General features: G+C 32.3%; 11 protein-coding genes and 3 tRNA genes. 6 read left to right on the forward strand and 8 right to left on the reverse strand.

The features are described from left to right. Window positions 1-4 precede the first annotated feature (4 nt). Entirely contained in the window at window positions 5-1,240 is a 1,236-nt protein-coding gene (locus tag ACFQ1O_RS02455) for a tetratricopeptide repeat protein (protein WP_377712950.1), read from the forward strand. Between the two features lie 48 nt (window positions 1,241-1,288). Here ACFQ1O_RS02455 and ACFQ1O_RS02460 read toward each other — a convergent pair whose 3' ends face one another. Both ACFQ1O_RS02460 and ACFQ1O_RS02465 read right to left on the reverse strand, forming a co-directional pair. Beyond that, on the reverse strand, window positions 1,289-2,038 hold the full coding sequence (locus tag ACFQ1O_RS02460; RefSeq protein WP_377712952.1) for a C40 family peptidase: 750 nt from the start codon (window positions 2,036-2,038) through the stop codon (window positions 1,289-1,291). Between the two features lie 22 nt (window positions 2,039-2,060). Next, entirely contained in the window at window positions 2,061-3,236 is a 1,176-nt protein-coding gene (locus ACFQ1O_RS02465) for an acetyl-CoA C-acyltransferase (RefSeq protein ID WP_377712954.1), read from the reverse strand. Window positions 3,237-3,389: 153 nt separating this feature from the next. Here ACFQ1O_RS02465 and ACFQ1O_RS02470 point away from each other — a divergent pair, with 153 nt between their 5' ends. From ACFQ1O_RS02470 to ACFQ1O_RS02485, 4 genes are all read left to right on the forward strand, one after another. After that, on the forward strand, window positions 3,390-5,441 hold the full coding sequence (locus tag ACFQ1O_RS02470; RefSeq protein WP_377712956.1) for an HD family phosphohydrolase: 2,052 nt from the start codon (window positions 3,390-3,392) through the stop codon (window positions 5,439-5,441). Between the two features lie 110 nt (window positions 5,442-5,551). After that, window positions 5,552-5,633: transfer RNA gene (locus tag ACFQ1O_RS02475), tRNA-Ser, on the forward strand. Between the two features lie 109 nt (window positions 5,634-5,742). Beyond that, a tRNA-Pro gene (locus ACFQ1O_RS02480) sits at window positions 5,743-5,817 on the forward strand. A 29-nt stretch (window positions 5,818-5,846) separates the two neighbouring features. After that, window positions 5,847-5,920 (forward strand) — tRNA-Arg (locus ACFQ1O_RS02485). A 413-nt stretch (window positions 5,921-6,333) separates the two neighbouring features. Here the strand turns inward: ACFQ1O_RS02485 and ACFQ1O_RS02490 are convergent. The 5 genes from ACFQ1O_RS02490 to ACFQ1O_RS02510 all read right to left on the reverse strand — a co-directional run bounded on the left by ACFQ1O_RS02490 (window position 6,334) and on the right by ACFQ1O_RS02510 (window position 23,821). Beyond that, a complete protein-coding gene (locus tag ACFQ1O_RS02490; RefSeq protein WP_377712958.1) occupies window positions 6,334-7,197 on the reverse strand; it encodes a T9SS type A sorting domain-containing protein in 864 nt (287 codons plus the stop codon). A gap of 27 nt (window positions 7,198-7,224) precedes the next feature. Continuing rightward, entirely contained in the window at window positions 7,225-16,017 is an 8,793-nt protein-coding gene (locus tag ACFQ1O_RS02495) for a matrixin family metalloprotease (RefSeq protein WP_377712960.1), read from the reverse strand. Window positions 16,018-16,442: 425 nt separating this feature from the next. Next, window positions 16,443-21,062: a tail fiber domain-containing protein gene (locus tag ACFQ1O_RS02500; RefSeq protein ID WP_377712962.1), complete on the reverse strand. Its 4,620-nt coding sequence runs from the start codon at window positions 21,060-21,062 to the stop codon at window positions 16,443-16,445. 273 nt (window positions 21,063-21,335) lie between these two features. After that, window positions 21,336-22,421 (reverse strand): helix-turn-helix transcriptional regulator, encoded by a 1,086-nt coding sequence (locus ACFQ1O_RS02505; RefSeq protein ID WP_377712964.1) that lies wholly within the window; start codon window positions 22,419-22,421, stop codon window positions 21,336-21,338. Between the two features lie 152 nt (window positions 22,422-22,573). Then, window positions 22,574-23,821: a mechanosensitive ion channel family protein gene (locus tag ACFQ1O_RS02510; protein WP_377712966.1), complete on the reverse strand. Its 1,248-nt coding sequence runs from the start codon at window positions 23,819-23,821 to the stop codon at window positions 22,574-22,576. A 147-nt stretch (window positions 23,822-23,968) separates the two neighbouring features. Between ACFQ1O_RS02510 and ACFQ1O_RS02515 the strand changes: the two genes are divergently transcribed. After that, window positions 23,969-25,384 (forward strand): cytochrome P450, encoded by a 1,416-nt coding sequence (locus ACFQ1O_RS02515; RefSeq protein ID WP_377712968.1) that lies wholly within the window; start codon window positions 23,969-23,971, stop codon window positions 25,382-25,384. Here the strand turns inward: ACFQ1O_RS02515 and ACFQ1O_RS02520 are convergent. Beyond that, window positions 25,356-26,006 carry a rhomboid family intramembrane serine protease gene (locus ACFQ1O_RS02520; protein ID WP_377712970.1) on the reverse strand — a complete coding sequence of 217 codons (651 nt, stop codon included), beginning with the start codon at window positions 26,004-26,006 and terminating at the stop codon, window positions 25,356-25,358. The two genes, ACFQ1O_RS02515 and ACFQ1O_RS02520, sit on opposite strands and share 29 nt — an antisense overlap. Window positions 26,007-26,065 lie beyond the last annotated feature (59 nt).

Genomic DNA, 26,065 nt, shown 5'->3' on the forward strand with positions numbered 1-26,065 from the left:
ATAAATGAAGAAAAAAGTATTAGCTATTGCATTATTAGGATTTGCAACAATGACAATGGCTCAAAAAAATGAAGTAAAAGCTTTAGAAAAAGCTATAAAATCAGGAAACCTTGCTAACGTAAAAAGCTTAATATCTACCGCTGAAGGAGTTATAGGTAATGCAGACGATAAGACCAAAGCTAAGTTTTACTATTTAAAAGCCAAAGCTGTATTATCTGGTAAAGACTACGATGGTATTGTGAAAGCCTTAGCTGATTTTGAAGCTAATAAAAGTAACAAATACGAAGCTGAAATTTCTCAACTAAAAACAGAATTATCTGGAAAAATAGTTAACGAAGCTATAGAAGACGCAAACAAAGGTAAACATGAAGCTTCTGCAAAAAAACTTCTTACAGCTTATAGATTAAATGGAGATCAAGAATATTTATATTATGCTGCTAATACATATATAAGCGCTAAAAAATACGATAAATCTCTACCATTACTAGAAGAATTAAAACAGCTTGATTACACAGGAGTAAAGACTCAATACATGGCTTACAATACAGCTACTAAAAAAGATGAGGCTTTCCCTAACAAACAAATGAGAACTCTCGCTCTTAAAACTGGAACTCACATTAAACCTACAGAAAAACAAACACCTTCTGTTAAAGCTGAAATAATTAAAAATATTGCTTTAATTCATGTAAATTTAGGTAATACAGAAAAAGCTATTACAGCTATCAAAGACGCAAGAGCTAACGACCCTAACGATGTAAGCTTAATTATTACAGAAGCTAACTTATACCTTGAATTAGGTAAAAAAGAAGAGTTTACCCAACTAATGAAAACTGCTGTAGAAAAAGACCCTAATAATCCTGGATTATTCTTTAACTTAGGGGTTATGTCTGCTGAAAATGGAGATAGAGTAAAAGCAAGAGAATACTACCAAAAAAGCTTAGACTTAAGAGGAGATGATATAAACACTAACTTTAATATGGCCGCTTTAATTTTAGAAGATGAAAAACCATTAGTTGAAAAAATGAATTCTTTAGGAACTTCATCTGCTGATAATAAAAAATATGATCTATTACAAAAGCAACGTAATGAACTATACAAATCTGCCGTTCCTTATTTAGAAAAAATTCTTACTGTAGATGCTAAAAACCTAGATGCTGCTAAAACTTTGAAAAATATTTATGGTGTTTTAGCCGATATGGATAATGTTAAAAGAATGAAAGCAATTATTGAAGCTAATTAATATAAATAATAACATAAAAAAAAACCGCTCTATTGAGCGGTTTTTTATTTATATAATTCTCTTAATCACCCTAAGTTTATGCGTGTGGACATTTCTATCTACATTAAAAATACCTGTATGATCTAATCTATCTATCCTAACTTCACCATGAGCATGAATAATGTAATTGTCTTTCATTATTATACCCACATGAATGATATTACCTTCGCTATTATCAAAAAATGCTAAATCTCCAGGTTCGCTTTCTTCAATAAAACTTAAAGCCTCTCCTTGTGTAGCTTGCTGTGATGCATCACGCAAAATAGCATATCCATTAATTTTATAAACCATTTGAGTAAAACCACTACAGTCTATCCCGAATGGTGTTTTTCCTCCCCATAAATAAGGAGCGTTTAAATACATAAACGCTGTTTTTATAATATTTTCTTTTGGTTGCTTATCACTAATATAATTTCCTTCAAATTGATGCTTAAGTAAACCCACACCATTTAATGTAGCTCCAAAAGGTAACAGACTCATATTTCCGTTAGGATAAGTAATATACTCAACAACATCAGAAGTGACCTTCAACACTTCTTTAACCATTGTTTTATATACTTCTTCGGTTATCTCTAAATACTGCTTATTATCTATCCAACCTTCATACTTATCAAACGCTAATCTAATTTTACTCCATTTTTTTCGCTGTTCTATTACTTTAAACACATCACCATACAACACCTGTGAAACCATTTCACTGGGGTCGGCAGGTTCTATTCTTAAAGGAACAATACTTAAATGAGCAATACCGTATCGCATGAAGACTTATTTCTTTTTAAAATTAACGCTCAACTACAATTGCTGAAGCACCACCACCACCATTACAAATAGCTGCGGCTCCTATTTTAGCATTGTTTTGCTCTAAGACACTTAATAATGTTATGATAATTCTAACTCCTGAACATCCCAGTGGATGACCTAAAGACACCGCTCCTCCGTTCACATTTACATTATCTGCTGAAAGGCCTAAAATTTTCATATTAGCTAAACCAACTACAGAAAAAGCCTCATTAAATTCAAAGTAATCAACATCATCAATACCAATACCCGCTTTGTCCAGCGCTTTTGGTAAAGCCTTAGCTGGAGCTGTTGTAAACCATTTAGGCTCTTGAGCTGCATCAGCATACCCAGTAATAGTAGCCAATGGAGTTAATCCTAGTGATTTTGCTTTTTCTTCAGACATTAAAATTACGGCTCCTGCCCCATCATTAATAGTAGAAGCATTAGCAGCTGTAACTGTACCTTCTTTTGTAAAAGCCGGACGCAAATTTGGTATTTTCTCTAATTTAACGTTAGAATACTCTTCATCTTTAGCTACTACAGTAGGCTCTCCTCTTCTTTGAGGAACTGATACTGGAACTACTTCATTATCAAATTTTCCTGCTTCCCATGCTGCTGCAGATCTTTTATAAGACTCAATAGCAAAATTATCTTGGTCTTCTCGTGAAAACTCATATTCTGTTGCGCAAGCATCTGCACAAACTCCCATAGCCTCTTGGCTATAAACATCTGTTAAGCCATCTACCTGCATTCCATCTAACATTTTAACTGGACCAAATTTAGAAGCAGAACGTGCATGATAATAGTGAGGTATTAAACTCATATTTTCCATACCACCAGCTACAACAACCTCAGCATCTCCACAAGCAATAGCTTGAGCACCTTGCATAACAGCTTTCATACCAGAGGCACATACTTTATTAATAGTAGTACAAGGTACGTTTTCTGGAATACCAGCAAAAATAGCTGCTTGTCTAGCTGGAGCCTGACCTGTTCCCGCCTGTACAACATTCCCCATTAAAACTTCATCTACTTCGCTAGGAGATAAATTAATCTTATCTAAAGCTCCTTTAATAGCTACAGCACCTAATTTCGGTGCAGAAACTGATGATAAACTTCCTAAAAAGCTCCCTAGTGGAGTTCTTGCAGCTGAAACTATAACAACTTTTTTACTCATATCTCAAATAATTTAAATCTTAATTAATGTCTGCGAATTTAATGATTTTTTACGGGTATTGCTAACCTCTTATTCAGCTATTTTTTTATACAATTACGAATACTACATTTATCAAGTATTTATTAGTATTTTTGATATCATACAAGTTACTAAATGAAAAAAATAACACACTATTTATATACCTACCAATCTAGCATTTATAAGTTATTATTATTTGTTGTATCAGTATTTTTTATAGTTTACCTCTTACCTAAGGGAGGCTCTTTTAAGTATCAATTTGAAAAAGGAAAAGTATGGCAATACAAAAACTTATACGCTCCATTTGACTTTTCTATTGAAAAATCGAAAAATCAAATTAACGAAGAAGAAAAACAATTAGAAAAACAATTACCTCTATACTTCGTTGCCGACACCTCTATAGTTAAAAATGTTACTTTAGCTCTATTAAATGAATTTGAAATTAGCTTTCCCGACTCTTTAAATTTAGATTTAAAAAATAAAAGCAAAAACACTTTGAGCAATTCGTTATCGGTAATTTACCAAAAAGGACTTTTATCTGAAGATTTGACTTTTAGTGAGAGTAGAGAAGTAATTATTCAAATAAAAGGATCCAACAAAGCTTCTAAAAATTTATTCGGAAATTTCTTTACAAGTGAAAGTGCTACAGAATTTTTACAAAAATCTATATCCGATAGTATTTTTAACGAACATAGAAGCTATTTAAACAATCTATATTTTAAACATTTAAAAACAAATGTAAGATACAACAGCAACAAAACATTACAACATTACGAAGCTGAAAAAACAAAGATACTACCCACTCAAGGCCTAGTAAAAGAAAATACTATTATAATATCTAAAGGAGAAGTTGTTGAAGGAGATAAGCTACAACAATTAAACTCTTTAAAACAAATTTACACCTCTCAGGTATGGAGTGAGTCAAATTACAATTGGATTGTTTTTGGCTATAGCATCTTGGTAGTTCTTGCTTTGTTAATGCTAGTCTTATTTGTTAAAAAATATCGCCCTTCTATTTTTGAAAACAACACCAAACTCACTTTTATCTTTTTTAACATTATATTAATGATTGCCATCACATCTCTTATGGTGCGTTATCAATCTTCTTATTTATATATTGTGCCTATCTGTATAATGCCATTAATACTCAAAGCCTTTTTTGATGCCAGGCTAGGTTTATTTGCACATGTTATAACCGTTTTACTTCTCGGTTTTATTGTACCGAACAGTTACGAGTACATGTTTTTACAAATTATAGCTGGAATTATTACTATTCTAACAATTTCTGAATTATACAAAAGAGCTAATTTGTTTATTTCTGTTGGACAAATTACACTTGTTTATATTATTGCTTATTTTTCATTTTATATAATACACGAAGGAAATATTATTGAACTAAAATTAGAGACTTTCGGCCTTTTTGTTTTATGCGGATTAGCTACTTTATTTGCTCAACCCTTAATTTATATTTTTGAAAAAATATTCGGACTAGTATCAGATGTATCACTATTAGAGCTGTCTGATACCAATTCTAAATTACTAAAAGATTTGGCAGATAAAGCTCCTGGAACTTTTCACCATTCATTAAATGTTGCCAACTTAGCAGAAGCTGCTGCAAATGAAATAGGTGCCAATGTTATGCTAACAAGAGTCGGAGCCTTATACCACGACATTGGAAAATTAAAAGAACCCACTTTCTTTATTGAAAATCAAAACAACAACATGAACCCTCATGATGAAATCTCTCCAAAAGAAAGTGCGCAAATAATAATAGACCATGTTATTAGTGGAATAGAAATTGCTAAGAAAAATAGATTACCAGATAGAATTATTGATTTTATTCGAACTCATCATGGTACAAGTTTAGTTTATTACTTTTACAGTAAGGAAAAGGAAATAAATGAAAACGTAGATATTACAAAGTTTCAATACCCAGGTCCTAAACCATTTTCTAAAGAAACTGCTATTTTAATGATGTGCGATAGTGTAGAAGCTGCTTCTAAAAGTATTAAAAACCCTGATTACACAAAAATTAGCACTTTTGTTGAACAAATTATTGAAAAACAAAAATCTGAAGGTCAATTTTTAAATGCCAATATTACCTTTAAAGAGATCGAACAAATAAAGAAAATACTCAAGCAAAAACTAATTAACATATATCATTTACGTATAGAATACCCTGATTAATAATTTGATAGCATAAAGTTTTAAAAAAAGCTTCTAAAAATGTTGTGTAAAAGGTAATGTTAAGATATATTTGCAACCGCAATTTAGTATTGTAAGTTCTTTATAACTTTGGAGAGGTGGCAGAGTGGTAATGCAGCAGCCTGCTAAGCTGTCAACCTTCGGGTTGCCCGGGTTCGAATCCCGGTCTCTCCGCAGAATTTAAGTTTTATTATTAAGTTTAGAAATAAACTTAACTTAAAATGTTTTTATTATTAAATTTATAATTACATTTGCACTCCAAAACTTAAAAACCGGTTTTATTCGGGGTATAGCGTAGCCCGGTTATCGCGCCTGCTTTGGGAGCAGGAGGTCGCAGGTTCGAATCCTGCTACCCCGACACAGTTTTCGTAGAAACTTAAAAACTACGGGCTCTTAGCTCAGCTGGATAGAGCACCTCCCTTCTAAGGAGGCGGTCGCAGGTTCGAATCCTGCAGGGCTCACACAAATCCTTGTAAACATCTGATTTACAAGGATTTTGTTTTTTTAGTTGCCATCAGCGTTGCCAATTTTCTTATTTTCAGCTTTTAATTTTATTTCGTTTGTAACCGTATAGCTTAATATACACAGTTCTATTACCTTTACTGTTAGTATCTTATCATTTAATACTTGGTTTTTCTTCTACACTCTTTAATTGAAAGCTATATTTAAAATATTATAAATACCCCTCTAGCAAATAATTATTAGACTTACTTTTTTTAAAAGAATTATAATAGCAATCCGTTTTCTAAAGTTACTTTATATTTAAATCAATAAGACGTATACTTATGACACCTTGTATTAGAATAAAAAAAGAGCACCTAAAAAAGATGCTCTTACCAACAAACCAAATTTTAATTATATAAAACTGCCTTATTTAATTAATCATTAACCTTCTTACTTCTTTAGAACCTTCTGATTCTATTGATACCAAATACAATCCTGAAGATACATTTGATGTATTTATAGATTCTCCTTGGTAATTATCTATAGATAAAATCTTCTTTCCGTTTACACTGTACATTGACACTGATGCTGCAGTCTTTAATCCTTCTACCACAAAAGATCCTTTTGTTGGATTAGGTGATAACACTGCCTCATTTAAGTTTAATGAAACATCGCTAGTACTTAATGCTGCAAAAGAAAAAGGAGTAGTATCTACAGTTCCTAATATATCTTGTGTACTTCCTGAAGTAGCCGTTGGGTAATTGATATTTAAAAAGTTCTCATTTGGTTCTGAACTAATTAAAGCATCACTATTATCGATTATAGATATACTTCCGGTTGTTGGTGCTCCAGATCCGGTTGTTACCTGAAATACAGCCATGATAATTGGTGTACCACTTTCTGCATCAAAAAATACATTGGTTGCCCCAGGTGTTCTTAATAACTGGTATACAAAATTTCCGCTAGATGCAGATGGACCTGCCAAATAAGTAGCATCCCACTCGGTTGCAGGTATGGCATAATCGCACACATTACTTGCTGGTGGAGTAAACACACAATTATTAACAAAACCGGTGTTTCCCGGTAATAAATATGCTCCTCCTGCTATCGATACAACTGCCCCCATATCTGATGAGTTTCCGTTGGTTTCTGTAAAATCGGGAGTGGCTACTAATGCCATTTCTAAGTTACCATTAGCATTTGTGCCAATGTGACTTAAACTGTAATTCATGTTTTGGGCATTCACTCCAAAAATTATTGCCAATAAAGTACAAGCTATATATATTTTTTTCATCTCTTTTATTTTTTATTATACATTAATTTAATTTTCTGGTAATTGCTCTGTGATCATAAACAGATTAGATGGTGAGCTCTGATTATTTGGGTGTGCTAAAACAACATCTTTTAAAGTGTTGACATCATTTCCTGAACCTTGATACTTAATTGTTCCATCTAAATTAACATCGGCCACATCATATCCTGTATATGAATATAAATTACTATTTGTTGTATTTCCAGCATTTGCCAACACGTTATCTTTAATCGTATTGGTATCGTTACCAGAACCTTGATATCGTACTATTGCATCATTACTAACATTTCCTGCCCACATAGCTACAACGCCTATTGGCATATTGTTACTAGTTAAAGAATTAACTCCATGAGTAAATGTATCATCTGAATATGTAAAGTCTATATCTCTAATATCTCCGGAGCTAAATGCAATGAAATTACTAGTCATAATCCCTAAATGATTCCTATGTTTAATAGCCACGTAGTATGAGTCTTCTAATGTTGAAAAATTTAATTTAGAAATACCATCAACACCAACTATATCCCCATCACGCTGTAATAAGGCTGATTGTGAATAACTTACCAAAGTATTAACGTTTATATCCCTTAATTCAACCCAAATCCAATCTACAATAGCATCTGTACCTGATATATTAAAAACTGATGCATCACATATCATCCCGTCTGGATACGGACTTGTAGTAGGTATATAACCGGCAACTCGTAAATCATCTCGCATTAATGTTTCTTCTCCTGCATTTGGGTTCAAAGCTGGGCCTTGTAAAAATACTTTTATATTTAATGAAAAGTCTGTACTACAACTAGTTTCATTAAAATTAGTTAACGGTTCGATATCAGTCCAATTTGTAACACTATAAGTAGCGTCATCTACCAACACACACACTAAATTAAGGTTTCCTAAAGCATTAAATGTTGTAATATTAACATTGTTACCATTCTGAACATTAAGCGCAATAAGCTCATTATCATCTACACGTAATGTAGTTAGCTGAGATAAATTACTCACATCTAGAGCCATAAGATCATTAGAGTTAACAATCAGAGAAGTAATGTTTGAGTTATTCGAAATATCTAAGCTAGTTAAACTCATTTGTTGCAAATTGACATAATCTAACAATGTATTATTCCTTATATCTAAAGAAGTTATATTATTATTTCCTCTAGCATTCAAATATTCTAGTAAAGGATTGTTTGTTACATCTAAATTAGATAGTTGGTTGTTAAATGCTGATAAATGATTGAGATTTGCTAGCGCACTAACATCTAAAGTCATTAGGTTTGTGTATTGAAGCTCAAGACGCTCTAAATTGGTATTATTAGATACATCGATGTTACCTAAATTATTAAAACCTGCTTCTAAAACCTTTAAATTTACAAGATTTGTAACGTCAAGATTAGTTAAGCTGTTATTTCTTATATTTAAATGTTCAAGGTTGATGTTTTCTGAAAGATCTACCACTAAGAAAGAATTATATCTACAATTAAGGCTTACCAATAACGTAAAATCTTCTATTCCGCTTAAATCAGAAATATTTTTACCTTGTAAATTTAAACTCGTTACAACCTCAATCAAAGCTGTAGGCACTTGCCCATCTCCAGAAATATCATCGTACCCCAATGCTTCAAGCTCTGATTCAAAATTGGTATCAGGTATAGCTGTATAACGACAATAGGTATCGCTAAAACTGGTTTGTACATCTATTAGAGTCCAGTTGGCCGAACTATAGGTTATGTCATCAACACGTACACAAGTTAGACTTGGATTGTTTCTTATATCAAAGATGGTAACGTTAGTATTATTACCATTCATTATATTTAGATAATTAAGATTAGAACTTCTTGCTCGCAATTCCACCAAATCAGTACAATTAGATACATCTAAAGTATCAACTTCTGTATCATTAATATTAATTTTGACTAGCAAAGGATTATTACTTACGTCAAGAGATGACAAGTCTATGCTTGAACCATCGAAAATCTCTAGTGCTGGTACGTTACTTAAATCAATAGTAGTCATTGAGGTTTGACTAAAGTTTAGCTCTCTTAATGCGGGATTATCTGAAATATTGATACTTTGTAAAATAGTACATTCTTCTAAATCAACAACTTCTAATAGATGATTGTGAGATAAATCTATACTAGTAAAATTATTTTCATTTAATTCTAAACTCACCAAGGCTTCAAAATCTTCAATACCCGTCATATCTGTTAAACCGCGTTCTATAAGACGAAGACTAGTTACAACTTCAATTAAAGCTGTTGGCACTTTCCCATCGCCTGAAATATCATCATAACCAAGATTTTCTAAAGCCGCTTCAAAATTGGTATCTGGAATAGCAGTATAACGACAGTAGTTTGTAGCTGTAAAACTTGCAGCATCATTAATATTTGTAAAGTTCGCTTCAGCAAAAGACACATTATCTACTAAAATACAAGTTAACCCATCATTAAATCGTGCATCAAAACTGGTAATTATTTCATTGTTTCCGTTTCTTATATTCAACTGATTTAATTGATTATTTGAAACATCAATTATTTCTAATGCAATATTATCTGTTAAATCTAAACTCTCAACTAATGTATTTTTTACAGTTAAGTCAACAAGACTTGTTAAACCGTTTGTATTTAAGCTACCCAAAGGCGTAGATCGAATTTCAATTTTTTCTAGCAAAGTATTGGCGCTAATATCGAGACTTGTTAAACTATTTACTGGTATAATTAATTCTTCAAGTAAGGTGGAGTCTGAAACATCAAGTTGTGTTATACCTGTATCATTTAGAGTTAATGTTTTTAAAGCTGGCAAATTAGACACATCAAGACTTGTTAAACTCATAGGTGCTGGATTAGCATAAATACTTTCCAAATTAGTAAGCCCACTTATATCAATGCTTTGCATACTATTTAATGAAAAATCTATACTTTGAAGAGCCGTAAAATCTTTTATTCCTGTTAAATCGCTAATGCTTTGTCCTGAAATATCTAGACTGGTTACCACTTCTATTAAAGCAGTAGGAACCTGACCATCACCCGAAACATCATCATAACCCAGATTTTCTAAAGCAGTTTCAAAATTAATATCTGGTATGGGTGTATAGGAAATACAAGCTACGTCGTTATAACTGGTTTGAGAGTCAACACTTGTCCAATTGGTATTACTGTAAACTGCATCATCTACCAATATACATGTCAAGTTTGAATTTCCTGTTGAATTAAAAGTTGTAAAATTAATATTATTCCCGTTTTTAACATTCAAACTTATAAGCTCATTATTATCTGCTTCAAATATTGTTAATCCTGAAAGTCCACTAACATCTAATGAAGTCAATTTATTTTGCCCTAAATTTAATTCGTTTAATTGTGTGTTTTCACCAAAGGTTATTGTAGCTAAATTGTTTAATTCGACATCTAGTGTCTCTAAAACTGTATTGCTAGATACATCTAGAGCTGTTAGTTCATTATAATCAACTAGTAATGTATTTAAATTTGTATTACTTATTAAGTCTAAACTAGTTAAACTCATTTGTTGTAAATTAGCATAATTCAACAAAGAGTTATGTGTTAAATCTAGAGAAGATACATTAGTATTTCCTCTCATATCTAAATAAACTAATAGCGGACTGTTTGTTAAATCTAGACTAGACAACTGATTATTAAACACCCTTAAAATTTTAAGATCTTCAAGGTTACTTATATCTAATGCTGCTAAATTTGTGTATTGAACTTGAAGGTTTTCTAATTTATTATTATTAGTTAAATCTATAGTACCAAGATTATTTAAACCTGCTTCTAACCTCTTAAGGTTTGTTAGGTTGGTAATATTTAAATCTGTTAAATTGTTATTATTTATATATAAATGTTCAAGATTGTTATTCTCCGAAAGATTAACAGCTGATAAAGAATTAAATTTACAATTAAGAATTGTTAAAGCTTTAAAATCTTCTATTCCACTTAAATTAGAAATATTTTTACTTTCTATATTTAAACTTGTTATATTTTCAATTAAAGCAGTTGGCACTTGTCCGTCTCCAGAAATATCATCATATCCAAGATTATCTAATACTGTTTCAAAATTAGCATCTGGTATAGCTGTGTAACGGCAATATGTATCACTAAAACTTACTTGAGCATCTATACTAGTAAAGTTAGTTTGAGCGTAATTAACATCATCTACTAAAATACAATTTAGATTAGGATTATTTCCTGCCACGAAAGTGGTAAGGTTGGTATTATTACCGTTTTTAATATTAAGCCTGTTAAGATTATTTACATTTACACCAACTATTTTAAGTGCGGCATGATTACTTAGATCTAATTCGGTAATTTGATTTCCACCTAAATACAACTCTTCTATTGCTAGATTGTTACTTAAATCAATGCTCTCTACTCCATTATTTTCCATAAGTAAAAACTCTAAATTAGAATTTTGGCTCAAATTGATTGAAGAGACATTGTTATTACGTAAACGTAATACACGTAAATTTGGTGCATTTGTAACATTAAGAGAATCTACATTGTTATCAATAAAATCCAGTACTTCCAACGCTTCAAAATCCTCAATACCAACTAAGCTTGAAATACCAGCATTTCTAACATCTACATAGGTTACTGTTTTTATACGTTGAGTTGGAATCTGCCCATCGTTAGGAAAGTTATCATATGCACTAAGCTCTGCCTCAAACGCTGGATCTGGAATGGCAGTATATATTAATGTACAATTAGTTTCACTAAAGAAAGTTTGTGAATCTATGAGAGTCCAATTTGTTGCACTATACTCGGCGTTATCAACCAAAATACAAGCTAAATTAGAGTTGCCTCCACTAACACTAAATGTTGTGATATTGGTATTGTTCCCATTTTTAACATTCAAATTTTGAAGGTTATTTGAGTTAACTCCCACAATCTCAAGATTAGGGTTTTGACTTAAATCCAAACTGGTTAACTGATTAACAGCAAGATACAATTCTCTTAAGCTTACGTTGCTACTAACATCTAAAGCTGTGATTTGGTTTCTAGCTAAACCTAAGTTGACAAGCTCAGAAAGATTATTTACATTTATTGAAGTCAATACATTATCTTGGGCAAAGATGAATTTTAATCCGGTGTTGCTTGTTAAATCTACAGTTTCAAGATTGTTATCACGAATATTTAATGCTTCTAAACTGGTAAAATCTTCAATTCCAGATAAATTTGAAATGCCTTTATTACGAACATCCAAACTAATTAAAGAATTGATATTTACCGTAGGTACCTGACCGTCATTAGGAATATCATCATAAGCACTTAAGGCTGCTTCAAAATTATTATCTGGTATTAAAGTATATTCGCAGAATAAACCAAAGGTCATACCTGCATCGATATTCGTCCAGTTTGTTGTACTGTAAGCTGCATCATCTACATTAACACAAGAAAGATTAGCTGTATTAGTAGCATCGAAACTAGTTATAGTTGTGTTGTTTTGATTTTTAAGATTAAGAAATGTAAGGTCGTTGTTATCAGACACATCAACTTTTTCCAACAACCCATTGGTACTAAGGTTTAATGAAACGATACGTGAGTCACGGACATTAAGCTCTTTTAAGGCTGCACAATCTGATACGTCCAAGGTATTTACTTGAGTATCGAACAGAAGTAATTGTTGAAGTTGTGTGGCATTTGAAAGGTCTATTGCTGTTAGCGTGTTGTTTGTATGTGCTTGTACATTTGTCAAAGCATTATTATTAGAAAGGTCTAATGACGGGATGCTGGTACCGTTACACAGTAATACTTCTAGGTTGGGATTTTGTGATACATCTAACTGATTAAGTCCGTTATTTATTTTTATTACAAGGCTTCTTAGTAATGGATTGTTCGAAACATCAATCGCTGTTAGATTATTTCTTTCTATATCTAATACCTCTAAATCTTCATTGTTTGACAAATCAATACTATTAATGTTATTTCTCTCACAGGTTAAAATTTGTAACTCTGTATTGTTTTGGACATTAAGACTGGTTAAAAGATTTCTATTGCAATTAAGGTTCAACAAGGCTGTATTGTTTTGAATGTTTAAGCTTGTTAAAAGGTTTCTTTCACAATTTAAAACTTCAAGTAATGTGTTTGCCTGTAAATCCAGACTTTCAAGACTATTTTGAGAGCAATTTAAATTCGTTAACGCCGAGAAATCCTCTATCCCTGTAAGGTCATTTATCCCTCTATTTTCAACATCTAAAATAGTTACACCTTCTATAAGCCAAGTTGGTACTTGTGCATCATTTGGCGTATCGTCATATCCTAAGGCACCTAATCTGGTCTCGAAGGCACTATCGGGTATTGGGGTATATCCACATGATACATCACTAAAGCTAGTTTGCGCATCAATCTGTGTCCAATTATTAGTACTATGAGTGGCATCATCTACTAAAATACAGTTTAGGGCAGGATTATTATCTGTTATAAAGGTAGTTATATTTGTATTATTACCATTTTTTATATTTAAGCTTTGTAAGTTGTTGTTTCCTACACTTACGCTCTTTAAATTGCTGAAATTTGAGAGATCTAGTGCCGTTAATTGATTAAAACTAAGTTGTAAACTTTCCAAAGCGGTATTATTCCCAAAAATTACATTAGTAATTCCCATAGTACCTAAGTTTAACCTCTCAAGTAACTCATTATCACTTATATCTACAGAAGATAAGGTCGCAGTGTCCTCTAGGGATAATTCTTTGAGCGCCGAATTAGAACTCAAATCTAATGCTGCTAAAGTAGTACTTTCTAAATTAAGTATTTCTAATGCCGAATTACCAGAAAGGTTAATACTAGATAGTGGTGAATTACTTACATCTAATTCTATCAAGTCACCATTCTGTTGAAGATTTAAACTGATGATGGAAGTACTGTCTAGTCTTAATTCAAGTAAAGAAGTGTTACTAGCTAAATCAATTGAAATAAATGGGTTATTGTGAGCATCTAAATTTTCTAATGCCACAAATGACTCTATTCCTGTCATATCCTGAATTCCTGAGTCACTAATATCCAAAAGAGTAATAGTATTAATGTTATTTGTAGGTACGCGATTGTCTCCTAGTATATCGTCGTACGCACTTAATTCAGCCTCAAAATTATCATCTGGAATAGCGGTATAAACAACAATATTCAAAGTTGTTTGTGAGGTATAGATACCAGTATTACATAGATTATTTAGAAAGGCTCGATAGATATTACCATCAAAATTCAACGGCACATTGGTAATGTTAAGAGATGAACTACTAATTCCTGAATAGTTACCTCCATTTGTAATGTCTGCCCAAGTGGCACCATTATCCGTACTTACTTGCCACTGTATGCTATCGTAATTAACTGCATCAAAATTTAAATTTACGGTGCCATTTTCTTCTACGTTACCTTGAAAGACTTCATTATTTATATTAATATCTTCGCAACAGTTGTATTGAGGTGTTGTTGGTTGAATACCACAACCTAAACTTGTAGTAGACTCACTCATGATATAATTAGCACCATCTATATCGTTTTGAGATAATACATACCTACTCTCTCCAGTTCCTAGTGAGTAATGCATGATATTATTAGTATTAATTACATGATTTAACAAATGTGCATGACCTAACTCGTGTAATGCTACGGATTTAAAATCGTGTTGTCCTGCTGGAGGTGTCCCATTACCGTAATACCAGTTTACAGAATTACTCCAAGTAATATCCATGTCAACTGGAAATACATTCCCATTGCTACAAACACTATAGGTTGTTGATACAGCTCCTAAAGAACCCGTGGGAAGCAAGCTTCCATTGTCAAATTGTATGATGTTAAGCCCATCGTTTCCTACCGCATTCGTGGTTGTGGTGCCACTAAACGTCAAATTAAAATTTGACTCACAGTTCCAAACATCAAAGGCCTCTTCAAAATAAGTTGCAGCTGTACTTCCATCAAAACCCGTATGATATGATAAAGTTAATCCACCATTACCATCATCGTTAACCAAATAAGGCGAATAAGCCGTCGTACCATCATTAGGGTTACTTCTAGCATAAGGAACTGTTAAACTTGTAGAAGTAAAATGAGTACCACCAGCATCCGTAATGATGTATAAAGGTCCTGTTCCGGCAAAACTGGGAATCTCTACAGTAATAGAAGTATTTGACCAGCTAATTACCTGACTATCTAGCGCTAAAGCAAAAGTACTACCACCATTATTAGCATTTGAAAACCCAACTCTACCCTTTACTGCTCCAAAGTTATTCCCATTAATTGTTAATACCGTTCCTGTACCTGCAGTTGCTGTTGTAGGTGAAAAACTAGAAATATTAGCTGCAGCTTGCGCTCTAAATTGATTAGCGTTATATTTTGGGCGCTCTTTTATATCGTGAAATGATTGTCCTGTAGCTGATTGAATTCTTGAGTACAAATCATCTTCAATAGATTGGTATTGGCTAAAAACACCTGAAGCCTTGTTCAAGTAGTAATCATATTTTATAACACCTTGAGCTGCCCCAACTAAACTATAAAGTGTACTAGATAAGTTTATATTACTGTTAAATTCTTTTAAAAAAAATGTCCCCACATCACCTTTTCGCAAAGTTGCTTCATTTGATTTAACCTGAATTAAATTATCTATTTCTCCTCCCATTGTTACTACAAATACAGAATTGGAGGTATTAGATTTCATGTTTTTATACACCTCAACTCTATGAACTGTATATATATTATGCTCATTATTATCCCAATAACTTTGGCTTTCGGTAACTACACCTTCAACAATAATAGACGCTTCATTAATACGGTTTTCAATTGATAATGGTGTCATTAATCCACTACAAGACTGGCCGTTTGACCATAGTGTCGTTAATAAAACAAATAGAAAAAATAGTTTTCTTATCATAATAAAGTTAGATTTATTAAAACCCAATCAGGTATTAAATGGTAATTAAATTTTAGATTACTATTAACCATTTAAAACACTCAACAACTATCATTATTTTTATAAAAAAATTGCGTTAAGAAATACTGATAGATTAGATTTTAGAATTCTCCGTAAATATTAATAAACTTGCTATGAGAATAAAAAATAAGATGGTGACAAAAAAATAACACCTTGTTAAATCCCTTTAAAAACAAGGAGTTGTGACGTTTAACACAAGTTTCATACTTAATTAAATATTGTAAAACATTTCAATTACATTCAAGTCTTATTTTAAACAATCGATCTAGGTGTGTCAAAAAACAACAACACTATTTATTTTTCAATGTCAAGATATATTTTTCAATTACACTCAAACGTTTAGCTAACGCTTTATTTTCTTCTCTTTGTCTATCCAATTCCTTTTTTAAAGAAATAATCAACTCTTGTTGTTCTTGAGTTGCTTTCACCAATGGTACCACAAATTCAGCATATCGTAAGCCGTAGTGAGATTGTGCATTTTGAGGAACCTCTACTCCATGAAAATTAAACCCCGTTTTTATTGCAGCCTCCTCTACTTCTTGAGCTATAAAACCTGTTTGAACTTCTAAGGCTTTATTTCTTTCACTATCTCGAAAACGTAATTCATCCTTAGTACCTTTAAAACGATGTAAAGCATCTAAATCTAAATTATATGATACCGGACGTAATTTCAAAATAAATTCAAGACCTATAATATCTTCCTTTATATTTTTTTTAAACCTTAGGTCAGATACATTTGTCCAGTTAGCATAACCTCCTATAGAGGTAATGTTTGTGTTTCCTATTCGAGCTGTGTTACTAGTTGTAGCCTCACTATTGTATCCCAGAGTAATGGTATTGCTCAAATTTGTTAATGAAAAACCAAATTGCGCAAAGTAACCAATAGCTGTGTTATAATTCCCTGTACTGTTTTGGGTAAGAGCTCCCAACCCTAAAGCAGTATTAAAATTACCTGTAGTATTCCCTAGCATAGTATTGCGTCCTATTGCTGTATTTTCTTTACCCGTAGCGTTTTGTTGTAGAGCAGAATTACCTACAGCAGTATTGTTGCTAGCTTCTGTAATTAAAGTCACTGCTTTGTTATTTCTCAATGTATTTACACCTATAGCAACATTGTAGTTTCCTGCACTTGTACTCAATCCAGCAGCATCTCCTATAAAAGTATTTCCTTCAGTGTTTGAAGTGTTTAGTGCTAAACCTGCTGTATCACCCAAAGCAATATTTTGGTTGCTATTTTTTACTTCTATACGTCCTTCATTGAAAGTAAAACGTTCTGTTCCTGCCAGATCAAAACGAATGATATCCTCATCGGTGCTTTCTTCTACTTGAATTTGGGTATCGCTATCGGTATCTATAATTAGACTACTATTACTTGAACTAGACGGTAAAGCAGCCCAAGTAGCAGTACCATTGGCGTCACTTGTTAAAACCCGTCCTACAGCTTGATTACCATCCACCATTCTAATCTTACCAGTGATATGCAATCGCTCTACAGGATCAGCAACACCTATTCCCACATTGCCATCGCGTTCCATTACAAGAATGTCTCGGTTATCCCAGGCATTTCCAGCATCATTAAGCGAACCAAACTTCATTCTCTGATCTTCATAGCTTAGATCCATCAATTTATCATCAGCACTTTCACTACTATCTTCAAAATAGATACGAGGAATATTATCATCTGTTATTTGTAATGCAGTACCATTTCCACTTGCGTCGCTCACTGTTTTTAGAGACGTTGAACCGTCAGATATGTGTATCGTACTTCTAGGATCGTTTGTTGCGATACCTAAAGAACCTCGTTCTCTTGCATTAATCACAGCAGCTTCTGTTCCTCCTACATCAAATCGGATAATGTCTTCATCTGTACTTTCTTCAACCTGTATTTGAGTATCGCTATCAGCGTCTATAATTCTATTTGTTGAGCCGCCGCTTACGTTAACCCAGCTCAATGCACCAGAACCATTGGTACTTAATACTTGGTTCGCTGTACCATCAACAGTAGGTAAAGTATACGCTTGATTAATCTCTACACCTGTTGTACTTATTCGAAGCGGATAGAGATTGTCGTAACTAAAAGATAGTCTATGATCTGCATCGTTAATTATTCTGAAGTTATAATCTTGTGCCGTTCCTACGCCATAATGAAAATCTATAAATGGTATTTCACCAGCGGCACTATTTGAAGGCCCTAACTCTATTGAACCTCCTTGATTAGTTCCTGAGAAAGCTGCACCAGCAGTTCCGAAATAGAATGTATTGTTTGCACGACCATCTCCATTGATTTCAAGCGGAAAACTAGGCGTGTTAGTCGCAATACCTGTGTTTCCATTTGGCAGTATTGTCATTCGTGCGATATCATTTGTAATTAACTGAACCGGAATGATCGCATTCTCTGTTCCTAACATCAATGCGTTACCCAATGTTCCTGTGGCTTTCATACCTGGTGTACCTTCTAAACCCAAAAATGCTGTTTGTGCCCCACCATCTTGTTCAAATTGGATCTCTGGATTATCGTTTTCCTCACTGTTATCTGTGTCGGCTGTAATTAGCAACACTGCATCTCCATCTGTACCACTAGAAATTTCTGCTAGAGCACTTGGAGTATTTGTTCCTATACCAACCTGACCAGTAGCATCAATAAAAACACCTTCATTATCACCATCGTTTGAAATGTAGTTTCCCGCAGTTTGTATGTTGTTTGTAGCAGTATGATTGCCTAAATTATCTCCACTACCTACTGATAACCCTGATAAATCTACTGTTCTAGTCGTTCCTGCTTCAGTCAAACTTAAATTATTTCCACTTAAAGCGAAAGCTGTAATGGTTTCATTGGTAGTACTAGCATCAGCATCATTAATTAAGTTCGATAAGTCTACCATTTCACTAGTTCCATTTTGAATTCCAATAGTTAAAGTTGAACCCGAAAGACCAGATCCTGATATATTTTGGTTATCTGTGTTGGGGTTAATACTGGATAAATCAACGGTTCTAGTCGTTCCCGCTTCAGTAAGGTTTAAATTATTTCCACTTAATGCAAAGGCTGTTATTAATTCATTATTTGAGTTACTATCTCCATCTGTAGGTAAATTGACCCAGCTAGCTGTTCCATTAACATCACTAGTTAATACTCGCCCTGCTGCTTGACTACCATTTTCTAGCCTGAATGTACCATCTATGTGTAAGGTTTCCTGTGGATTGTTTTCTCCAATTCCTATTCTACCTGCGCTGTTGATTCGCATTTTTTCTGAAAGGACTTGGTTATCTGTTGTGTAAAATCGTAAGTCACCATCATTTGCATAACCATCATTAAAAGAGCGAATACTCCCTCCTGTATAAAGGATGTTAGCACTATCAATATCGGTATTTCTAAAATCAAGTTTACCATAAGGGTATACACCGCCAGGAAGTGCTCCTTCTATTGAGAGCGTTTGAACTCCACCACTACTATTTCGCACGTTTAGTGCATAGCCATCCAGTTCAAAAGTTCCAGTAGGATTAGTTAATCCAGCTATGCCATCAATATTTGAAATGCTATTGATAGTGCTTACTTTCTTTCCTGAATTTCCGTTTATGGTTAATTCATCTGTATCAAAATTTCCAAACAGTAAAGGTTTATTGGTATTTGAATTATCAATGTAAAGTTTATTGCTGCCTGTTTCATTACGTCCAGCGCCATTTCCAATAAACACATTATTTGATCCCGTCGCAGTTTCCCCAGCTACTCGACCTATGATTACGTTTCTACTCCCAGAAGTAATATTTTTACCTGCATTATAACCTATAATAGTGTTATCAATACCTGATGTTATTTCTTGTCCAGCTTGAAAGCCCAATAAAACATTAAAATCTCCAGTTGTTAAATCGTCACCTGCATTACTCCCAACAACTACATTACGTTGTGCTCCATTCATCGAACCACCAGCATTATTACCTATTACTACATTGTCTAGATTACTGTTTGTAGAAATACCATTTCCAATATTTACTGAGGTACCATTTAAATTGAAATGTGGTGAACCATCTGCTGTTTTAGATAAAACAACTTCTTCAGTACCGCTAATATCAAAACGTATGATATCTTCATCAGTAGATTCTTCGACTTGTATTTTGGTATCGATGTCTGTATCTTCTAGCACTGTTCCATTTGCAGGAATTTCCCAAGAAGCTGTGCCATTAACATCACTGGTGAGTACTCGACCTGCCGCTTGATTTCCGTCTTCCATACGTATAGCACCCGTAACGTGAAGTTTGGCTTGTGGATTATCATTTCCTAATCCCGTGTTACCCATGATGTAAACATCGTTGGTACTGTTTACTCTATCACCAATATAGAAATTATCACCACTATGACCTGTACCTCCTACGTCTAAGTGCACATAATTACCTGTGTTATTTGCTGAAATGGTAAATTGTCCGGTACCATTGTCTAGCCTAAAATTATGTCCGTTATCTATACGCAAATCTCCGTTAAGGTGCAACCTATCTTGAGGTGTATTAACTCCAATTCCAATGTCACCATTATTATTAATAAACATTCTTTGCGTTCCTGCGGTGTAGAAACGTATCATATCTTCATCGGTAGTTTCTTCTACTTGAATTTTCGTATCGGTATCTGCATCTTCAACTAAACGTTTATTTTCTAATGCCTTCCAACTTGTTGTGGAATTATCCCAAAAATAGAACCCAGGAAAATTAGTTCCTGAAGTTGTTGTTAAATAAACAAGCATCCCTTGCTGTGCAGCTGTTGGATTAACCGTTGGGAATACTTCAATTCTCGGAAGTAAAAAACCATCTTTTATTGTTGGATTAGATGTATTTGAAACTGAAATATCTAACAAGGCATTTGGGTTAGTAGTTCCAATACCTACTTGTGCTTTGGTTGATATAACAGTTAGTAAAGTTAACATTATTACAAGTCTTTTTTTTATCATAATTAAAAGTCAATTTTTAATTGAAGCCAAATCATTTTCTTTTTTACCTAAAAAAGAGAATTGTATATAAAATAAATACAGCTACTATGTTTGAATGGTTTAGCTTCTTGGGTTTGAAAGTAATTGCTAACAAATATTTTAAAACCCTAAGACCTAATAAAAAAATGTACGATGACAAAAACATAACACAATGTTAAACCTTTGTATAAACAAGGTTTAACATGTCATAAAATAAAATTTAAAGAATGCTTAAAGAGAGGCTAAATAAGGAGCTATATCTTTATTACTTAAAAGATTTAATTTTTTTCGAAGTCGAGATTTAGTAACAACTACTGAGTTTACCGATGTATTTCTAATGATCGCAATTTCCTTTGAAGACATTCCTATTTTTATATAAGAACAAAACTCTTTATCAACTCTTGTCATGTTGGGATGCGCTTTATCTAATTTTCCAAAAAAACTAGCATTAACAACACCTATATTTTGTTGCAAAATTTGTATCCTGTTATTAATTTCATTTTGATTTTTTAACTCTAAAATAACTTGATTAATATTTTGCTCTAAAACTCCTTTCTCTTTTGCTTGTTTTAACTTTGCTATAATATTTTCATTCAGTCGATCTTGAATTTTAGCATTTGTTAAAATCATTTCAATATCTTTTTCTTTTAACTCAAGTTCTTGTTGGTGTCTTAATTTTTCTGATTGAAGTAATTGTTCTGACTTAACTTTAATCATTTCATTCTGATCTTTCAATTTTTCATTCTGCTCTAGAATGGTTTTTTCATCTCTGTTTCTCATAGAGTTAACAAAACGCAAACCAAATGAAAAGATTAGAAGAACCATCAGCGTTAACACATATCCGCTAATTCCAAATACTTTTTCTGTTAACTGAAAATAATAGAGGATAGAAAATGTGGTAAATGAATATAAAAAACTAATATTCCGTAATACTTTATCTTTAATAAGAAAAAGGCTGAAAGAACCTAAAGCAAAAGCAACGAAAGGGATTTCTGATTGCTGGTTTTCTAGATATACAGCTACATACCCTAAAGTATTTATAGTAAACACGTAAATTAAACATGAAATCTGGCTTTTGCCGATAGAATTAAGATAAACAACGCACACTAAAATTGTTTCTGCAATGAATAAGAGAATTATTGAGAAATAATCTGCTTCAATAATTTTTCTTATAAATATTAATGGAAGTATTAGACTTGCTCCATATAAGCAAATCATATTTAATAGCCTTAATGCTCGTTTGTCAAATTCTGAACTTACATATTCAATCCCTTTATTAATGATTGCTGTATGAAATGATATTATTTTGTCAAACAATTTAAAGAGTCTTTAAAAAGCTAATTTAAATTTTATTTATAATTAAAAAAACTCTTTAGTAGATTTAATCATTATTTATACCTTTCTTTTCTAAGTCAAAATAAATTAGAAAATCAATTTTACACATTAACATTCAAGCACCATAATAAAATCTAACTAACTTTAAAGCTTCCATTATTAGGTAGCTCAAATAATTCTAAATCAAAATATGGTAATGCAGCTATTAAATGATCAAAAATATCGGCCATTATGTATTCATAATTAGCCCAACGCTTATCTGTACTAAAAGCATAAATTTCTATAGGCATACCTTGAGAAGTAGGTGCCAATTGTCTTGCCATAATCATCATGTCTTTATTAATTGCCGAATGATTGTTTAAATACTCTTCAACATATTTTCTAAAAACCCCTAAATTGGTTAAGTTCCTTCCGTTTAACAATAAACTTTTATCAATATCATTGCTAATATTATAATCTTCAATTTTAGCACTTTGACTTTTTATATATTTACTTATTAACTCTATATCTGAATACTTAACTATTTCTTCTTTAGTAATATATTTAACTGAATTCAATTTAATATTAAGAGCTCTTTTTATTCTTCTTCCCTCAGAATTAGACATTCCTCTCCAATTCTTAAAAGAATCAGATATTAAAGCGTAAGTAGGTATAGTTGTTATTGTTTTATCAAAGTTTTGGACTTTTACTGTAGATAAGTTTATTTCAACCACATCTCCATCTGCACCATATTTATCAAAAGTAATCCAATCACCTATTCTTACCATATCGTTTATAGAAACCTGAATACTCGCTACAAAACCTAAAATTGTATCTCTAAAAATTAATATAATTATTGCAGAACCAGCTCCAATTGTAGTAATAAACTTAAAAAAAGAAATTCCAGTTATTAAGGCTAAAATAGACACCAAGCCTAAACCCCAAGCAAAAATCATAAATACTTGTATATAACTATCTATTGGCTTGTCTTTTAATCTTGGCAGCGTTTTAAAATAATCTTTTGTAGTAGTTAAAATACTTCTAACAATCCACAAAGTCAACACTACACCAAAAACCTGTAGCCCCTTAAACACCATATTCCCCATATAAGGGAAATCAAAAAAAATAGTTCTACAGAACTCCATAGCTATTAATAACGGAAATATATGTGCTATGTTTCTAGGCACTTTATTTGCTACCACAATATCATCAAAATGTGTTTTTGATTTTAAAGCAAATTTACCAAACGTAGTTATTAATACTTTTCTTGCAAGATAGTCTACTGTTAAAACAATTAACATAAGTAGTATTGATAATACTACCGCGTTTAAGTAAGATGCCATTTTGGGTTCCATTCCTTTAGAAACAAACAAATCGAAAAATAAATGAGCTAAGTTTTGCATACCAATTCAATTAAAACGCAAAAATAGTATGTTTTAAAGTAACTGAGTGTTTTTTAAGCAAGACAAGTAAAAAAACATCGTTTTAATCTATTTCGTACAAATTGAAATTTGTTTCTAGTATATTTACTTTTTCTAACCAGTTATATCATGTCTGAAATTTTAAAAATTAAAGATTTACCATCGCCAAAAGGACAATTTATTTTAGGTCATTTAAATGATTTTAAAGCAGATAACAAGCACCAAGTACTAGAAGATTGGGTTAAAGAATGTGGAGAACTATTCAAAATACATTTTGTTGGAAAAGAGTTTATTGTTTCAGCCAATCATGATATGAACAATCAAATATTAAAATTACGCCCAGAAAAGTTTCGTCGGTTTTACAAACTAAATGAAATCATGGAAGAAATGGGTATCGTTGGTGTTTTTAATACTGAAGGTGAAGACTGGAAAAGACATAGAAAACCTAGCTCTGAAGCATTGAACCTTAGAAAGGTAAACGGATTCTACCCTATTATAGCTAATAAAACCGAAATTCTTCTAGAAAAATGGAAGTCATTAGCATTAAAGAACCAATGCATCAACGTTCAACAAGAGTTAATGAAATACACCGTTGATATTACTACTACTATTGCCTTTGGATACAATCTAGATACTATTAATGATAAGTCTGACTCATTACAACAACATTTAGAGCGTATTTTTCCAATGATTAACGAGCGTATTACTGCTCCTATACCTATTTGGCGCTTTTACAAAAGGAATAAAGACAAAGAGTTAGAATCTTCTTTAAAAACCATAGAAGCGCTTGTTTTAGAATTTATTCAGAAAGCTAAAGATAGATTAACCACAAATCCTGCTTTACGAGAAAACCCTTCTAACTTTTTAGAAGCATTATTAGTAGAAAAAGAAAATGCCTCCCATTTCTCTGATAAAGAAATATATGGAAATGTTTTTACTATTTTACTTGCTGGAGAAGATACTACCTCTAACTCTATTTCTTGGGTATTGTATTATTTGGCTCAACACCCTGAAATGGTCAATAAAATTAGAGAAGAAGCAATTGCTACTTTTGATAATAATAGTATTCCTCAAAATCATCAAGATTTAAAAAAACTTAAATATACTAATGCAGTAATACAAGAAACCTTGCGATTAAAACCAGTAACACCAAACTTATATATGCAAGCGAACGAAGAGTTGATTATTAACAACTTTCTAATACCTAAAGACACCACTATTATGCTACAAAACAAAGTGGCACATACCCAAGAAAAGCATTTTTACAAACCTAATACTTTTCTCCCTGAACGTTGGTTAGCAAGTAATAAATGTCCTATAAGTGCTAATCACTCTCCTGAAGTTATAAAAACGTTTGGTGCTGGTTCACGTTTTTGCCCAGGTAAAAATTTAGCCATGCATGAAATGCTAACAGCTATTTCTAGTATTTGCAAAGAATTTGATTTTACTCTTGGGGTACATAAAAATGATGTTACAGAAAAGTTCTCATTTACAATGTTTCCAGAAAACTTATTAATTAAATTTTCTTCAATTTCATCAAAATAAATAGCGCTAAAATTGGCAATCCTATTAAAATGGTATAAAATAAATTTTGGCTTAAAATTTCAGGTTTTAATATTAATGCTAAAGCATATCCTCCCATAGCTCCTCCAAAATGAGCAGCATGACCTATGTTACCTACACTTTTTTTCATTCCGTATATGGAATAGGCTAAATACAAGATTCCAAAAATCCATCCTTTAATTGGAATTGCGAAAAACATATATAACTTCATTTCTGGAAACATCGTTACAGCTGCATATATTACCCCTGTTACAGCCCCGCTAGCACCAATAGCAGAATAATAATTATTCTCTTTATGAATCCCAAAAGACAATAAACTTCCCATTAATAAACTAACTACATAGACTAATATAAATTTATACGAATCTAACTGCTGAACTAAAAAAGGTGCGAAAAAATACAAGGTTACCATATTAAATAGCAAGTGAGGCATGTCTGCGTGCAGAAAACCAGATGTAATATTTCTATACTGCTGTCCAGCCTTTACAGCTCCTACATTGAATTTATATTTTTCAAAAAAACTAAAATCGTTAAAACCTTTAAACGATATTAATACATTAAGTGCAATTATTACAACAATTGAAAAGTCTAAACCTAAACTCATATTTTTTTATTTGGCCGATAAAATTACGATAATTATTGGTTTGATGTATTAAGTGCTAT

This window comes from Pseudofulvibacter geojedonensis (assembly GCF_042675745.1).
Taxonomy (GTDB): domain Bacteria; phylum Bacteroidota; class Bacteroidia; order Flavobacteriales; family Flavobacteriaceae; genus Pseudofulvibacter; species Pseudofulvibacter geojedonensis.

Bases quoted from the DNA above. Each gene is read 5' to 3' on its own strand.
- ACFQ1O_RS02490 (WP_377712958.1), bottom strand. From the start codon at position 7,197: ATGAAAAAAATATATATAGCTTGTACTTTATTGGCAATAATTTTTGGA.
- ACFQ1O_RS02460 (WP_377712952.1), bottom strand. From the start codon at position 2,038: ATGCGATACGGTATTGCTCATTTAAGTATTGTTCCTTTAAGAATAGAA.
- ACFQ1O_RS02455 (WP_377712950.1), top strand. From the start codon at position 5: ATGAAGAAAAAAGTATTAGCTATTGCATTATTAGGATTTGCAACAATG.
- ACFQ1O_RS02465 (WP_377712954.1), bottom strand. From the start codon at position 3,236: ATGAGTAAAAAAGTTGTTATAGTTTCAGCTGCAAGAACTCCACTAGGG.
- ACFQ1O_RS02470 (WP_377712956.1), top strand. From the start codon at position 3,390: ATGAAAAAAATAACACACTATTTATATACCTACCAATCTAGCATTTAT.
- ACFQ1O_RS02510 (WP_377712966.1), bottom strand. From the start codon at position 23,821: ATGCAAAACTTAGCTCATTTATTTTTCGATTTGTTTGTTTCTAAAGGA.
- ACFQ1O_RS02495 (WP_377712960.1), bottom strand. From the start codon at position 16,017: ATGACACCATTATCAATTGAAAACCGTATTAATGAAGCGTCTATTATT.
- ACFQ1O_RS02500 (WP_377712962.1), bottom strand. From the start codon at position 21,062: ATGTTAACTTTACTAACTGTTATATCAACCAAAGCACAAGTAGGTATT.
- ACFQ1O_RS02520 (WP_377712970.1), bottom strand. From the start codon at position 26,006: ATGAGTTTAGGTTTAGACTTTTCAATTGTTGTAATAATTGCACTTAAT.
- ACFQ1O_RS02515 (WP_377712968.1), top strand. From the start codon at position 23,969: ATGTCTGAAATTTTAAAAATTAAAGATTTACCATCGCCAAAAGGACAA.